This window comes from Enterococcus sp. ARL09-542 (assembly GCF_005234805.1).
GTDB classification, from domain to species: domain Bacteria; phylum Bacillota; class Bacilli; order Lactobacillales; family Enterococcaceae; genus Enterococcus_D; species Enterococcus_D gallinarum.
The window spans coordinates 1-15431 of record NZ_QPQX01000029.1 but is presented as its reverse complement, the minus strand read 5'-3'; the positions used below and the strand labels follow the sequence as shown (position 1 = coordinate 15431).

Here is a 15431-nt window from a genome sequence, read left to right as displayed (position 1 = left end):
ATCCTGCTGAAATTGCTTTCCTTTAAAATGACTCATCGTCATTCCTCCTGCTATCTTTTTCTATTATTCTACCTTATCTGATAGTAGATTTAAAACTTTGCAACAGAACCTTTGCGCTAATTTTCTGGTGTAACAAATAATTGTCACGCCATGGTACACTTGATATAACGCCGATTATGCTATCTGTGTCACACCGGTGTGACAAACTAAAAAAGTGAGTGTGACAAATATCGTGATGAAAGCGTCGTCAAAAAGCGCTTGCGTGAATATATAATGATTTTGTCAGGAGGATAGTCAAATGAACAAACGAATTCGTGAAATACTCAAAATGATTATTAAAAACCCTGAAATGAAACTTTCCGCTTTGACAAGTGAACTCGATTTGACACGTCGTCAAATCAACTATGCCATCAACCAATTCAATGAAGACTTGGAGATGAAAAATATCCCAACGATCCAGCGTAGTCACTCCGGTGATATTACAGTACCGATTGAAGTGATCCAAATGATGTCCCAGTTGGATCAGGAAACGGTGGACGAACAAGCAACGTTGGCATTGACGGAGGGAGAACGTGGGGCGCTGATAGTGATGACTTTGATCACCAATATCGAATATGTTAGTCTGGATCATTTGTTGGATATAGTAGAAGTCAGCAAAACTACCATCATGGATGATATCAAACGAACCGACGCCCTACTAAGAAACTACAGTTTGACAATTCAATACGACCGGATTAACGGGTATCAATTGGCTGGATCGGAACACCGAATCTTGCAACTGTTATCTGATTTGGTGAAGCAGTGCCCGATTTTCCGTCGGGAAACCATCCGAGGCAAGTTGGTTCATGGCGTGACGGAAGAAGAAATTGTCCATCTGGTTCACAATATGGAACAAATGTTACACCTTAGTTATTCCGATGAGTCGGTGGATTACCTGCAAACGGCGGCCCGTTTTTTAGTCGGCCGGGGCATCAAAGTATCCACTAAACCGGATTTCTTTCCCGGTGAGGTCAGTAATACACCGGAATACCGGATGTTGACGATTTTAGTCGGCGAGACGGCTTGGAACTTATCCAAGAGTTACCTGGAATGGTTCACGCTCTTATTTTTGACTTCCAATATTTTTGAAAGTAAGACCACCCAGAACTACGATTCAGATCAAGATTTACGTAAATTGATCAGTCAAATGGTGGAAAATTTCCAAAACCAAACCTTGATTATGATCGATGATCGCGAAGACTTTGAACGTCGGATATTAAGTCATTTACGACCGGCCTGTTTCCGGATCCGCTTTAACTTGAGTTTGGGGGTCTATTCTGTCGATAGCCTGATCAAAGACAGCAACCATGCAATCTTGATCGACTTGATGAAAGAATTGATTATTCCCATCGAGAATTGGCTGAACAAAGCCTTTCCGAACGACGAATTGGATTTGTTGTCTTATTATTTCGGCTACCAGTTAAGCAGTCATAACAAGCTGAACAAACAGCGGCCACGAGCAGTGGTGGTTTGTACCAACGGCGTTATGGTTTCCAAGTTAGTACGGGCCAATATGGAAAAACTTTTTCCCGAAATTCATTTTTTGGCTTCCTTATCGGTGCGAGACTTTTACAAGTTTGAAGTCGATTACGACTTGGTTTTTACTACAACACCTTTAAACAGCGCCATGATGCAGTTCATTATTGATCCCATCATGACTTATCAGGAACAAATCAGTTTGCGCTACCGAGTCTTAAGTGACTTGGGCATCACTAAGGTGGATCGCGCGCTGGATGAATTGTTGAAAATCGTCAAAAAATATGCGACGGTCAACGATCAAGCGTCTCTGCGGGAAGAGTTGCAATACTTCTTGGTGAAACAAGATGAAAGTACTCCATTGGATAATTTCCAAGTCTTACCTTCTTTGACTCACTACCTGCGTCCAAATTATGTGCAAGTAATCGATCAGGAGATGACTTGGGAAGAGGCAGTCAGTCTGGCATGTCAACCATTATTGGATCATCAGATCATCGATTCACGCTTTATTAATGATTGCGTGAATCAAATCAAACAACCCGGTTACGCCGGTTATCTGGGGATGCGAACCTGCATCCCGCATACCACTGTTGATAAAGGGGTCATTAATGACGGTATCAGCATTATGGTTTGTCAAAAACCGGTGATTTTTCCGAATGGGGAGGCCATCAGTTTGATTTTGCCATTATCCTTCTTTGATTTAACCAAGCATTTACGAGCTATCAATCAGATCGCCGATATCGCCAAAGATGATTCTTTGATTGATCAGTTGGTGGCTTCAGCAGATGAAAAAACCATCTATCAATTATTAAGACAAAGTTCTTAAGGAGGAAAAAATGAAATTAGCTGATTATCCAAGATTTACCGTAATTATGCGGGGCTACACGTTTGATCAAGCAGATGCGATTTTACAAGCAATGCAGGAATTTGATCATCAATTTGCAGTGGAAATGACCATGAATACTGAAGGAGCCATCGATCATATCCGTGAGTTGAATAAACGCTACGGGGATACGACCTACATCGGAGCCGGCACCGTTAGAACCTTAGAACAGGCAAAAGCTTGTTACGAAGCTGGTGCCAAATTCTTATTAGGCCCGCACATGTTTACTGAGGAAATGTTGGCCTACGCCAATGAAAAAGGTGTATTGGCAGTACCGGCTGCGATGACACCGTCAGAGGTCAATCAAATGTTTGCCCAAGGGGCGGACATCGTCAAAGTTTTTCCAGCAGCAGTAGTTACACCGAGATTTTTCAAAGATATCCAAGCGCCTCTTGGCAAATTGCCCTTGATGGGTGTCGGTGGCATCAGTAAAGAAAACGCCAAAGAATTTTTTGAAAACGGCGCCAGTTATTTAGGCCTGGGTTCCGGGATGTTCAATAAGCAGGATATCGAAGAATTGAATGTTAAGAATCTTGCCCAATCAATGAAAGAATTGCTGGCAGCGATTTAATATTATGGGCGATATACAGGTGAAATATGAACAAGGAGTGGAAAGTATGGAACTTTATCTGAATGAGGAACTTGTCTTCCGAAACGTCGAAGCTTCAACAGATAGTGAAGTTTTGGCCTATCTGGCAGGTGAACTTTATCAAAAAGGGTATGTCAAAGAGGAGTACATCCAAGCAATCCAAGATCGGGAAAAAGAATACCCAACGGGATTGCCATCAACGCCCCCGGGAATTGCTATTCCCCACGCAAATTATGAAATGGTCAATAAAACGACTTTGGCGATTGCCACGCTAAAAGAGCCGGTACTTTTCCATAATATGGAAGACAATAAAGCTCAATTACCAATTCAGATCGTGATTATGATGGCAATTGGTGAGCCCCATGGGCAAGTGGAAATGTTGCAAAAAATAGTCGGCATCATCCAAGATGAACCATTGCGTCAGGAAATGATTGACGCCCGCAATGATACAGAATTATTGGCTTTATTAAAGAAAGCCGTTTTTTAAAAAATAAAAAATCACGAGTGGAAAGCTCGCAATCGGAGGAAATTATCATGAAAAGAATTTTAGTCGCATGTGGAAACGGTATTGCAACATCAACAGTGGTAGCAACAAAGGTTAAAGAATACTTGCAAGAACACGGAGTTGAAGTGGCAACTACCCAAACCAAACTAATGGAAGTGCCCGGCAAAGTCGAAGGGTATGATTTGTTGGTGACAACCGGTCAATTCGATGGTCAAACCGGCAATGTGCCAGTGGTAAAAGGCATGCCTATCCTGACAGGAATCGGTGCTGACAAAACGATGGAAGAAATCTTGAACTTATTGAAATAATAGCGGATTAAAGGAGCTGAAAAAATGAAAATCATTATGAATGTCTTTAACTTCTTTATCGATGCTGGACCGACAGTTATGTTGCCAGTCATCATTACCATCATCGGGTTGATCTTTGGTTTAAAGATTACCCGTGCATTTAAATCAGGTTTGACGTTGGGTATTGGTTTTGCCGGAATCAAATTGATTTTGGACTTTATGACCACTAACGTCGGCCCGGCTGCGAAGGCTATGGTTGAACGGACCGGTGTTAAGCTGGATGCGTTGGATGTCGGTTGGGGTTCAATCGCCGCAGTTACGTGGGCATCACCCATCATTCCAATCCTGATTTTCGCCATCTTACTGGTTAATATCGTTTTATTGGTTTTGAAACGTACCCATACGTTGGACGTGGATATTTGGAATTACCATCACATGGCCATCGTTGGGGTGATGGTCTACTTTGTTACCAAAAATGTGTTTTTAGGTGTTGGTGCCTCTGTTGTGATGGCAATCGTTACCTTTAAAATCTCCGACTGGTCACAACCGATGGTGGAAAGCTTCTTTGGAATTCCGGGCGTTTCCTTGCCAACTGTGTCCGCCTTGTCTTCCTTAGTGATTGCTTGGCCGTTGAACTGGTTACTGGATCGTATTCCATTATTCCGCAAATCGAAATTCACGATCAAGGATGCACAAAAATATCTTGGGTTCTTCGGTGACTCAATGATCATGGGGCTGGTTATTGGGATGGTGATTGGTGCTTTGGCCGGTTACGATATCAAGGCCGTCTTGCAATTAGGTGTCAGCATGTCCGCCGTTTTGGTTTTGATTCCTAAAATGACCTCATTGTTCATGGAAGGTCTGATGCCAATTTCTGATGCAGCTCAAAAATGGTCCCAAGAAAAATTCAAAGGAACACGTTTATTTATCGGATTGGATGCAGCGGTTGTCGTTGGGAATCCAGATGTTATTACAACAGCATTGATCATTATTCCTTTAACAATCGCCATGGCCTTAGTCTTGCCAGGAAACCGCGTTTTACCATTTGCCGATTTGGCCGTTGTGCCTTTCCGGGTAGCGATGGTGGTTGCCTTGACTCGCGGGAATTTGTTGAAAAACATCGTGATCGGTTTAGTCATTACTGCTTCATTGCTATGGTGTGGTTCTGCAACATCCCCAATGTTGACAGCAATTGCTAAATCAGTGGGTATCGACTTGGGTACTTCATCAATGTTGATCTCATCATTTGCGGCAACTTCCATGATCCAAAGTTATTTGGTATTCATCGCCTTTGCCTACAAACCAATCATCGGGATTCCGGTCTTATTGTTGGTATTGGCAGGTGTATGGTACTACTTTGACGGTGTGAAAAAAGTGAACCGAGAAATGAATGAACCAGTAGAAGCACAATAATTGGAGGGTTTAAATTGAAAATTTCAGATATTACAGTATACAAAGTAAAACCAAGATGGATCTTCGTGAAGATTTCCACCGATGAAGGCATTGACGGCTGGGGGGAAATGATCTCCGGAACCAAGACTGAAACAGTTGTTGCGGGTGCTTATGAGATCGGTAATCGTTTGATTGGGCGTAATCCATTTGAAATTGAACGCTTATTCCAAGAAATGCATCGCTCCTTCTTCCGTGGTGGCCCCATCAATGGGACGATTGTTTCCGGATTGGAAATGGCGCTGTGGGATATCAAAGGAAAAGCCTTTAACGTCCCTGTCTATGAATTATTAGGCGGAGCCGCCCGGGATAACATTAAAGTTTATTCGTGGATTGGTGGCGACCGGCCAAGTGAAGTCGCTGAACAAGCGCAAGACCGTTTTGATCGTGGCTTTACTGCCGTTAAAATGAATGCTACCGAAGAATTGCACTATATCGACTCTTACAAAAAAGTGGATGAAGTTGTCGAACGGGTGGCATCCATTCGGGAACGTTTTGGTGACGCGATGGATATCGGTGTGGATTTCCACGGTCGGGTGCATAAACCAATGGCTAAAGTTCTAGCGAAGGCCCTGGAGCCATTCCACCCAATGTTTTTGGAAGAAGTTGTCTTGCCGGAAAATGAAGAGCATTACAAAGAAGTTGCCGATGCAGTTGCTGTCCCTTTAGCAACCGGCGAACGTTTGTACACTCGCTGGCAGTTTAAAAATATCTTCAAACAAGGCGCCATCGATATTATCCAACCAGACGTAGCCCTTTGCGGCGGAATTTTAGAAACCCGCAAAATTGCGGCTATGGCTGAAGCTCATGATATGGCCGTGGCACCACATGCACCATACGGACCAGTTGCATTAGCAGCTACCTTGCAAGTGGACTCATGTACACCAAATGTCTTTATCCAAGAACAAAGCTTGGGTATCCACTACAATAAAGGCTTTGATTTGTTGGATTTTGTCAAAAACAAAGAAGTTTTCCAATACAAAGACGGCTATGTTGACCTACCTTCTAAACCAGGCCTTGGTTTGGAAATGGATGAAGACCGCATTAAGGAAATTTCTCAAGAAGGTTTGGTTTGGACCAACCCACAATGGAAAAACTACGACGGCACCATCGCCGAGTGGTAAAAATAAGTAAAGGATGATAGAAAATGGCAGAAGCACTAGTGATTGCAGGCTTTTTAGGATTGTTGGTCGTCTTACAAGTAAAAGATCAAAAGAAAATTATCGTGGCGGCTCAAACCAGCTGGATTCGTATGGGTTTGAGTATCGCATTGACGGTAGCGATACTTGTAATCTTTTGGCCAAGTAATCTGGCGGATCAAATCAAACTGGGGGCTTTTGCCGCTATTATCCTGATCAATGGTTTCTTAAAAGAAGGCTTGTCACAAGAAGGAGTCGTTAAACTAGGTGTCTTGAACGGCGAGTTTGCCCGCTACCCCCAAATTCAAATTGAAGAATTAGCTGGTGGCAACTCTTTTGTTTCCTTCTACAAGAGTAAGAATAATTCTTTCTCCCTGGTCTTTGGCAAATCGCAAGCTGAGATGGTGGCGGCTTTACAACAATTGGCCACTGATTCAGAGCTGGTTCTGGGTGAAATGGCGGATGAGAAACGTCCGCTTGCAAAGGGGAGTGCCCGATGATTTACGTAGCACGTCATGGTCAGACCCAATATAATGTGGACGGCAAAATTTGCGGTCATGCGGATATTGAGCTGACGGAAGTCGGTTATGCTCAAGCAGAGGAATTGGCTCAATTGGTCAGCGACTTGGAGCAGCCAATCACTAAAATCTATGTCTCACCATTGAGGCGGGCCCAGGAAACGGCCCGAATCATTAATGAAAAAGTGTCGGTACCCATTGAGGTGGAACCGCGCCTAATTGAGATGGATTTTGGACAGTATGATGGCTTACCAATTGAAACACCGGAATTCCAAAAGGTTCGTGTGGAATTCTCGCTACCATTACCAGACGGCGAATCCATCATGGATGTTGCCGGTCGGGTGTATCCTTTGCTGGCAGAGTTGGAACAAAGTGACGAAGATGTTTTGTTGGTGTGTCACAATGCCTTGATTCGGGTGATTGACAATTATTTTCATGGGAAGACGATGATTGACTTCTTGAAATTCAATGTGGACAATACTCAGCTGTTGAGGTACGAAAGGAAACGATATTAATTAATGATATTTATATTAAAAAGGCAATCCATCTGAGGTGGATCGCCTTTTTTTATGAGGCTCAATTACTATTCATTTGGTTGGCTCCTAAGTTTCGGGTTCAACCAAATAAAATCAGTGATTCCATCATCGATTCTCTTTTGATAATCTTCTGTCGGTAAAGTATTTGTTATTACTGAGTGAGAATCAGCGAAATCAGCAATTTTGTAAAAGTGAGGCGAGTCAAATTTGTGTTCATCAACTAGTAAAATAGAATGTTTTGACCGTCTCATTATTTGTTGTTTGATTTTAGCTTGTCCCAAGCTAGCTTCATAAACCCCGTCTAGGTCGATTCCACGACAAGAAAAGAAAGAAAAATCATAGACAAATTGTTCTGTTAGAGAGTTTGGTGTTAGTATCAAATCTTAGACAACTGGAGCTGTTGAAGAAGATCTTTCAAGTTGAATTGATTTCGTAAGGCATCAATCAATAGAGTCTTTTCTTGATTTGATAGACGAAGTAGATTGATGCCTTTTCCTTTTTTTAGTAGTTCAGCTGCTCCTTCGAGTAATGCTTTCTCAAGCTGCAATTGGTGTACTTGTTCTTGTAACTCTTCTACTTCCTTTAAAAGTAATTCTTTTTGTTTTCCTTGATTTTTTGAAGTCATGGGCAGAGGGAAATCCTTTCCAAGATAAGTGGCCTTCCATTGATATAGAGCAACCCTACTGATTCCTTCAGCTTCAGCTAAGCCTTTTCTGTTGGTTTGAGGTTTATAGAACTTTTTCAACACGTCTTCTTTTTGATCTTTGGTTAACTTTACCGCACTTTTTCGAAGTTTTCTAGCACCTGGTGCGAGTTCTTCACACCATTGTCGTAAGGAGCCTTTATTTGGGTAACCAAGCATTCGAATGGTTCGTGCATAACATTGACCATATTCAAAATAATGATTCACAGCGACTCTTTTTTGTTCTTCAGAATACTTTGACTTCTTCCGGAGTTCCTGATGGAGCTCTCCAGATACCAAATATTCTTTATACCATTGACGTAGTGCTCCAACGGACGGATAACCTAATTTCCGAATGGTAGCGGCGTAGGAGCAATCATATTTTAAAAATAACTGAATTGCTTTTACACGTTCTTCGTGGGAAAACATACGGATATTCCTCCTAAGTTCATTTTTAGTCCAGGATTATGTCCGCACCCCCGACCACATCACACAAATAAGCAATGCAATTAATTTAGACAAGATTCCTGTAATGGGGTATACACCATGAGCGCCAATTGATCTGGTCTCTTTAGCAACCGGGGAAATGACAAAACGCTACGGGTTCGTATATACAGATATGGATAATGAAGGTAAGGGAACGAAGAAGAGAATCAAGAAAGCATCATTTGACTGGTATAAAAAGGTTATTGCAACTAATGGGGAAGATTTATCGTATTAATTCTTAAACATTTAGTAGAAACGGATTGCTCTTATTTTGTCAAACAGATAAGGGCAATCTGTTTCTCTTTGTATAGAGGATTTGAAGAGACAGACATTAAAAGAATTTCTTATTTGATAAAAAAATTGCTTACTGTATGAAATTGGTTTTATGATCCTATATTTTCAATATGTTTAGAAAACTTCAGGAACCATCTTGAAACGAGATGTGATATCCAAATGTAGAATAAAATGATAAATTACAGATACAGGGAAGCGCTCCCTAGAAAGGAGAAAAATCATGCATGAAATAAGCAAGCGTCAACATAAATTATTGAGATTGCTTTTGGAGCAAAAAGATTTTTTACCGGTAAATCATTTCTCCAAGATTTTATCTATCTCCGATCGTACATTGTATAAAGACATTGATGAACTGAATAAGGCATTAAAAAAAAGGAAAATTGAAATCTTGAAACGGCAAGGTAAAGGTATTTTTCTAAGTAAGTCTGATTTGTCAAATGATGAAATATTAAAAATTTTTGGTGAAGCTTCAACTCAAATAGACTTCAATCAGCTTCCACTCGAGCGGCAAATCAAAATGGCGGAATATTTATTATTGAGAAACAAAAAGGTGTCTTACCAACTATTATCTGATGAGTTTCTCGTCAGCAGAACCTCGATCTCAAATGACTTAGATCAAATACAGACTGTTATTGAAGGAAGTTCGGTCACGATTCGTTCTGATAATAATGGAACAAAGGTAAACGGAAATGAGTCTGAGATACAAAAGGCAATTAAACAATATGCTTACTTTATCATTGATAAATCAGACTTAACCAATAGCTATAGAGTTCAATTTCCCAGCTTATTATTCAGCTTTTTACCTAAGGACATCATCAAAAAAGTTTCTGGACTTCTGCAAACAAATGATCACTTTAATATCGATAAATTGTCTGATGATCATTTTCAATCATTAGTATTGTCAATCAGTATATTTGTTCTTCGTTTGCAGGAAGGTTTTCATATTGAATATCAAGATAATTTTTTATTTGAAAATGTGGAGTCGCTTAAAACTTTCTTTTTAGCAAATGAATTAGTAGAGAATCTTGAACTGGATAACAGTATCAAGCTAGATTCAAACGATTTTGAATACTTCAATCGACAATTAGTGGCTCATGGCTTCGAACCGCGTTTGAGAGATTTAGCAATTCAGAAGGAATACGATGCTGTGGTAAGAAAGATGATTCAGAAGATGAGTGATTCAATTCAGGTTGACTTAACCAGAGATGAAAAACTCTACATGAACATTCTTTATCACTTGGTGTCCATGATATATCGTTCTAAATTGAACGTTCCTGTCAGTAATCCGCTTTTGGAGGAAATAAAGCGAGAGTATTCTGTGTTATACAGTACAACTTGGCTAATATTGGCCGGGATTGAAAAGGAATTAGATATTCGCTTAACCGATGATGAGGTCGCGTTCATGATGATCCATTTTCAAGGGGCCATCGATCGGTTGTCGGCAAATCGTAAGATATTAATTGTTTGTCCTACTGGAATCGGAACATCAGAGCTGATTGCCAATCGTTTAAAAAGGGTATTCTCTCCACAGGATATAGTTGAAGTTGTCTCATTACGAACACTCTATAAAAGAGATTTGAATAAAATTGATTTGGTGATCTCTTCAGTACAATTAGAAAAAATTGATGTTCCTGTAACGTATGTTTCCCCGCTAATGAGTAAACAAGATCTAAAAAAAGTTTCCGCGACTTATCTAGATTTATTTTATGAGGAAGAAGTAAACGATCAACCGTTTGAGCACTTAGGAAAAATAATCGATTCAGATTTGATTTTTTTGAACGAAACAGTTGCTACTAAAGAACAATGCATCAAAAGGATCACTCAAAAGCTTTTGCAAAATGATTTCGTTACGGATTCGTTCGAACAGGCAATTTGGGATAGAGAGAAGCTAGGGGTGACAGATCTTCCAATTGGGGCGGCGATTCCACATCCTTCACCATCAACAGTTAAGGAAAGCAAATTAGTAATTATGACATTAGTAAAACCAATACGTTGGAATTTTCGAATGATCAACACTGTTTTAATGATCTGTGTTGCAGAAAAGGATTTAAAGCATATTAAAGGAATATTATCAGAAATCTATCGGATCGTTGAGACGAAGAAAAATATCGATCGTTTTATCTTTAGCAAAGATGAAGAAGAAATAGTGAAAGTATTAGGAGGTCAAACAATTGATTGATGAAGGTTTAATCGTTTTGGATTCGGCGTTAACAAATAAGAAATCCATCATTCATTATTTATCAGAAAAGGCAAAAGAGTTCGGCTATTTAAAAAATAGCGCAAATTATATTAAAGCTGTAAACAAAAGAGAAGAAGAATTTTCTACAGCGATCGGCTATGACGTAAGTATCCCTCATGGGAAATCAAAAGAAGTAATCAATCCTTTTATCTGTTTTCTTAGAACGAACCAACCAATTCAATGGGATACAAATGGTAATACAGTTGAATTGGTGTTTATGCTAGGAATACCAGAAGAGAATAAAACGACTTTTCATTTGAAAGTACTCGCTGAAATCAGCAAAAAGCTTTTAGATGAAGGTTTTAGAAATGATTTATTAACTGGGAGCAAAGAGTCAATTTTAGATTCACTATATCAAGTAGAAAAGAAAATAGGAGGAATTTAATATGAAAATCGTTGGAGTATCGGCATGTCCTACAGGAGTAGCCCACACATACATGGCTCAAGAAGCATTGGAAAAAGAAGGAAAAAAGAGAGGACATGAAATCAAAATTGAAACTCAAGGCAGCATCGGGATCGAGAATGAGGTTACTGAGGAAGAAGCTGAAGAAGCAGATGTAGTCATTTTGGCGGTATCTGTCTTTATTGAGAATGAAGAACGTTTTGAAGATAAATTAGTTTTAAATGCTGATGTCAATGATGCTATTTCGTATCCTGCGAAAGTATTGGATGCTGCTGAGAAGTTAGTAAATGGGTAAAAATAAAGGAGGATAAAATGAATATCAAAGCTACTTTAAAGGAAGTTCAAAAATCATTTTTAAGTGGGGTTTCTTTCATGATGCCTGCAGTAGTTGCTGGTGGTATCATGTTGGCCATCTCACTTGCTACTGGAGAAAAAAGCGATACAGGAGTTGTTGTTACTAACGAATTAATGCAGAACATTAACCTTTTAGGTAAAGCAGCTTTTGCAATGATGATTCCTATTTTGGGCGGCTATATCGCATATTCAATTGCGGGTAAGCCTGGTTTGGCGCCAGGGATGATTCTAGGGTTCCTTGCTAATAATCCTGTTACTGTAAATGATGTGGAAGTAAAGTCAGGATTTTTAGGGGCGATGCTTCTAGGTGTTGCTGCAGGATATTTGGTCAAATGGATGAAAAAATGGAAAGTTAGCAAAACGATTAAAACCATTTTACCGATTCTGATCATACCAACCATTTCGGTTTTTATTCTAGGTTTGATTTACATCTATGTTGTTGCCACACCATTGGCATTTTTGATGAACGGATTAACTAGTATCATGAGCAGTCTAAACGGTAGCAGTGCCATTTTATTGGCAGTATTTATTGGATTGTTCGGAGAAGTCGACATGGGAGGACCAATCACCAAATCAGTTTCGATGTTTACACTTGCACTTATGAATGAAGGTATTTATGAACCGAACGGTATGTTTAGAATCGCCGTGGCTATTCCACCTATTGGGATCTTTTTAGCGACATTATTCTTTAAAAAGAAATTTACTGAAGGTGATCGGGATGCGGCGGTTGCTGCTGGAATCATGGGATGTATTGGAATTACTGAAGGAGCCATTCCCTTCGTAGTTAGTGATATGAAACGAATCTTGCCTTCAACAATGATTGGGACAGCGGTAGGATGTGTAATTGGAGCGATTGGGAATGTGAAATGCTATGTTCCTCATGGTGGATTTGTTGTATTACCGGTTGTTGACAATAAACTATGGTTTATTGCTGCAATTATAATTGGATCATTAGTGACAGCGTTGATACTTGGCTTTTTAAAGCCGGCTTTAGAAGAAACACCAGCAAAAAAGAAAAATAAGAGTCAAGTGGCGGATTTAACAAAGGAGAAAGCCTAATGAAACTAGAAATGAACGATTTCATCGAAAAGAATAAAGTAATTGCAATTTGTCGAGGAACTTATGGGGAAAAGCTTATTAACTTGGTGTCCGCGCTAAACGATGGTGGAGTAAAGCTTGTAGAAGTTACTTTTGATCAAGGAGATCCTGAATGTTTGACTAAGACTCCAAAGGCCATCGCCTCGCTGGTTAAGGAGTTTGGAAATGAAGTTAAAATTGGAGCGGGTACTGTTCTGTCCATTGAACAAGTTGAAGCCGCTCACCAAGCAGGAGCAGAATATATTATCTCGCCTAATACGAATTCAAGTGTTATCAAACGAACAAAAGAATTAGATATGGTCTCGATGCCTGGGGCGCTAACACCAAGCGAGATAATCTCAGCGAATGAAGCGGGTGCAGATTTTGTCAAGGTGTTCCCTGTTAGAGCTTTGGGGATAGGATATATCAAGGACATTCTTGGGCCAATCAATCATATTAAACTAGTCGCAACAGCAGGAGTCACACCTGATAACTTGCAAGACTATCTTGATCTAGGTTTCAGCGGTGCTGGGATTAGCGGCTATTTAACGGATAAACGTTTGATTGATACAGGTGATTTTGCGACGATTACCAAACATGCCTTGGAAATGATGAGCATTGTAAGAGAAAATAATGTCTCAAACTAGCCCTATTGACAAAGGGGATAGTGTCTTAAAAAAATGAACGCTGAAAGAAAATCGCGGAAAGAGGTTAATAATGAAATTTTTCTTAGATACGGCAAATGTAGATGAAATCAAACGAATCAATGAGTTGGGTTTAGTTGATGGAGTAACGACGAATCCAACAATTATTGCTAAAGAAGGACGAGATTTTGAAGAGGTCATCAAAGAAATTTGTTCTCTCGTCGATGGGCCTGTAAGTGCGGAAGTAACAGGATCGCAAGCTGAAGAAATGATCGCCGAAGCAGAAGTGCTTGCAAAGTGGGCACGTAATGTTGTCGTCAAGATCCCGATGACAGAACAAGGATTGAAAGCAGTAAACACTCTATCTAAAAAAGGAATCAAAACCAATGTAACGTTAGTCTTTACCGTAGCTCAAGGTTTGATGGCCGCAAAAGCTGGCGCTACTTATATCAGCCCATTTTTAGGTCGTTTAGATGATATTGGAACTGACAGTATGGCTTTAATTAAAAACTTGAGAAAAGTACTAGATAACTATGGATACAAAGCAGAAATTATTTCCGCGAGTGTTCGAGGACTTGAACATGTGGAGAAAGTGGCTGAACTAGGTGCAGATATCGCGACAATTCCTGGTAATCTATTCCCGAAATTATGGAGTCATCCGTTAACTGATAAGGGTATCGAGCAGTTTGAAAAAGACTGGGTGGCATTCTCCAATAGGTAATTACAGATTTCTGTGAGTTATATAGTCATTTTTAAGGTAAGAATAAATAGAAGTAACAATGGAGATGATCAAAATGGAACAAAGAAAACCCATCGTAATTATGAATTGGTCTATGAGGCAAAACTTGATTTCTGAAGCAGAAGAGTATGCTGTTGATGTTCTCAACCATCAATCTGAAAACCATAAAGTTGAGGTTGTACTTTTGCCATCAATGGGTACCATCCATCAAGTTTCAAAAGTTCTTACAGGCAGTCAATTTGCTTTCGGTGCTCAAAATATGGCCGAGATCGATCAAGGTGAACTCAGTGGTGAATTTTCGATTCAATCCTTAGTGGATATGCATGGGAAATTTGTCGAACTTGGTCATTGGGAACGTAGAAAATTATACAATGAGACAGATGAGACGATTAATAAAAAAGTGAAGCTTGCTTTAGCATATGACATTTCCCCGATTGTTTGTATTGGCGAGATTGAAGAAAAAGATGCGAATAACGTCATTGATGAAATCAAGAATCCGAATTATGTACAAGAACTAAAAGAAGAATTATTTTTACGAATTTTCAATGCTTTATATCAAATTGATCGCGATAAATTGAAGAAAATCGTGATAGCGTATACACCTGCTTGGGCCGTTGGGAAAACCAAAGCTGCCAGTGCGCCTCATATCAGTCGAGCGGTTGCCATTATTAGGAATTCATTAACTGAACTATTTGGGAAGGACGCGGATAATATTCGAGTAGTTTATGGTGGAACTGTTAGTCCAGAGAATACCAAGACTATGCTGGATTTAGCAGATTTAGACGGTGTCTTGTTGGGACGTTTTGGAAGTGACCCAGAAAGATTGCAGCAAACGATTGAAGTGGTAGAGCAGATTAGATGTTAAATATTTTGAGTTTTAAACTAATTTATGAAAATCATAGAACTGTTCAAAATTTCAAAATGTAACACGAGGGATTGAGTTATATTATTGAAAATAACTCAATTTATAAACGTATAGGGTTCTGTTGCAAAGTTTTAAATAAAGAATAAAATCCCTTACGGTATCTATGATTTAAGCTGGGATTCCCAATAATACCTTGATTTCAGTACAGACCGAAAACCCGAAGAGAG

16 protein-coding genes and 2 pseudogenes are annotated in these 15431 nt (G+C 39.8%); 16 read left to right on the top strand and 2 right to left on the bottom strand.

Annotated elements, in window-relative coordinates:
* Positions 1–298 precede the first annotated feature (298 nt).
* From DVW06_RS16280 to DVW06_RS16245, 8 genes are read left to right on the top strand one after another with little or no spacing between them, the layout of a single operon-like run.
* Complete coding sequence (locus DVW06_RS16280) at positions 299–2341, top strand: BglG family transcription antiterminator (protein WP_129187451.1); 2043 nt, start codon at positions 299–301, stop codon at positions 2339–2341.
* Between the two features lie 10 nt (positions 2342–2351).
* A complete protein-coding gene (locus tag DVW06_RS16275) occupies positions 2352–2969 on the top strand; it encodes a bifunctional 4-hydroxy-2-oxoglutarate aldolase/2-dehydro-3-deoxy-phosphogluconate aldolase (protein ID WP_002362827.1) in 618 nt (205 codons plus the stop codon).
* 46 nt (positions 2970–3015) lie between these two features.
* A complete protein-coding gene (locus tag DVW06_RS16270) occupies positions 3016–3474 on the top strand; it encodes a PTS sugar transporter subunit IIA (protein WP_005469866.1) in 459 nt (152 codons plus the stop codon).
* Positions 3475–3521: 47 nt separating this feature from the next.
* Positions 3522–3800, top strand: a complete 279-nt coding sequence (locus DVW06_RS16265) for a PTS sugar transporter subunit IIB (RefSeq protein ID WP_002362830.1) — start codon at positions 3522–3524, stop codon at positions 3798–3800.
* A 24-nt stretch (positions 3801–3824) separates the two neighbouring features.
* Positions 3825–5192: a PTS galactitol transporter subunit IIC gene (locus tag DVW06_RS16260; protein WP_002388305.1), complete on the top strand. Its 1368-nt coding sequence runs from the start codon at positions 3825–3827 to the stop codon at positions 5190–5192.
* A gap of 14 nt (positions 5193–5206) precedes the next feature.
* Positions 5207–6352, top strand: coding sequence for a galactonate dehydratase (gene dgoD / locus DVW06_RS16255; RefSeq protein ID WP_002362832.1), 1146 nt, complete (start codon positions 5207–5209; stop codon positions 6350–6352).
* A 23-nt stretch (positions 6353–6375) separates the two neighbouring features.
* Positions 6376–6867: a hypothetical protein gene (locus DVW06_RS16250; protein ID WP_002362833.1), complete on the top strand. Its 492-nt coding sequence runs from the start codon at positions 6376–6378 to the stop codon at positions 6865–6867.
* Positions 6864–7400, top strand: coding sequence for a histidine phosphatase family protein (locus tag DVW06_RS16245; RefSeq protein ID WP_002362834.1), 537 nt, complete (start codon positions 6864–6866; stop codon positions 7398–7400). The genes DVW06_RS16250 and DVW06_RS16245 overlap by 4 nt, the downstream gene beginning before the upstream one ends.
* A gap of 68 nt (positions 7401–7468) precedes the next feature.
* Here DVW06_RS16245 and DVW06_RS16240 read toward each other — a convergent pair whose 3' ends face one another.
* Together DVW06_RS16240 and DVW06_RS16235 are read right to left on the bottom strand one after the other, a co-directional pair.
* Positions 7469–7801 carry a DeoR/GlpR transcriptional regulator gene (locus DVW06_RS16240; RefSeq protein ID WP_002362835.1) on the bottom strand — a complete coding sequence of 111 codons (333 nt, stop codon included), beginning with the start codon at positions 7799–7801 and terminating at the stop codon, positions 7469–7471.
* 2 nt (positions 7802–7803) lie between these two features.
* Positions 7804–8532, bottom strand: a pseudogene (locus tag DVW06_RS16235) (transposase); the annotation flags it as partial.
* A gap of 103 nt (positions 8533–8635) precedes the next feature.
* Here DVW06_RS16235 and DVW06_RS16230 point away from each other — a divergent pair.
* From DVW06_RS16230 to DVW06_RS16195, 8 genes and pseudogenes are all read left to right on the top strand, one after another.
* Positions 8636–8824: pseudogene (locus DVW06_RS16230) on the top strand (family 1 glycosylhydrolase); the annotation flags it as partial.
* Positions 8825–9103: 279 nt separating this feature from the next.
* Positions 9104–11062, top strand: coding sequence for a BglG family transcription antiterminator (locus DVW06_RS16225; protein ID WP_002362841.1), 1959 nt, complete (start codon positions 9104–9106; stop codon positions 11060–11062).
* Complete coding sequence (locus DVW06_RS16220; protein WP_002362842.1) at positions 11055–11507, top strand: PTS sugar transporter subunit IIA; 453 nt, start codon at positions 11055–11057, stop codon at positions 11505–11507. Before DVW06_RS16225 ends, DVW06_RS16220 begins: the two co-directional genes overlap by 8 nt.
* A 1-nt stretch (position 11508) precedes the next feature.
* Entirely contained in the window at positions 11509–11820 is a 312-nt protein-coding gene (locus DVW06_RS16215) for a PTS fructose transporter subunit IIB (protein ID WP_002362843.1), read from the top strand.
* Positions 11821–11837: 17 nt separating this feature from the next.
* Positions 11838–12938: a PTS fructose transporter subunit IIC gene (locus DVW06_RS16210; RefSeq protein WP_002362844.1), complete on the top strand. Its 1101-nt coding sequence runs from the start codon at positions 11838–11840 to the stop codon at positions 12936–12938.
* A complete protein-coding gene (locus DVW06_RS16205; protein WP_002388302.1) occupies positions 12938–13603 on the top strand; it encodes a bifunctional 4-hydroxy-2-oxoglutarate aldolase/2-dehydro-3-deoxy-phosphogluconate aldolase in 666 nt (221 codons plus the stop codon). The genes DVW06_RS16210 and DVW06_RS16205 overlap by 1 nt, the downstream gene beginning before the upstream one ends.
* Positions 13604–13673: 70 nt before the next feature.
* Positions 13674–14321, top strand: coding sequence for a fructose-6-phosphate aldolase (fsa, locus tag DVW06_RS16200; RefSeq protein WP_002380569.1), 648 nt, complete (start codon positions 13674–13676; stop codon positions 14319–14321).
* 73 nt (positions 14322–14394) lie between these two features.
* Complete coding sequence (locus DVW06_RS16195) at positions 14395–15204, top strand: triose-phosphate isomerase family protein (RefSeq protein WP_002362847.1); 810 nt, start codon at positions 14395–14397, stop codon at positions 15202–15204.
* Positions 15205–15431: the final 227 nt, after the last annotated feature.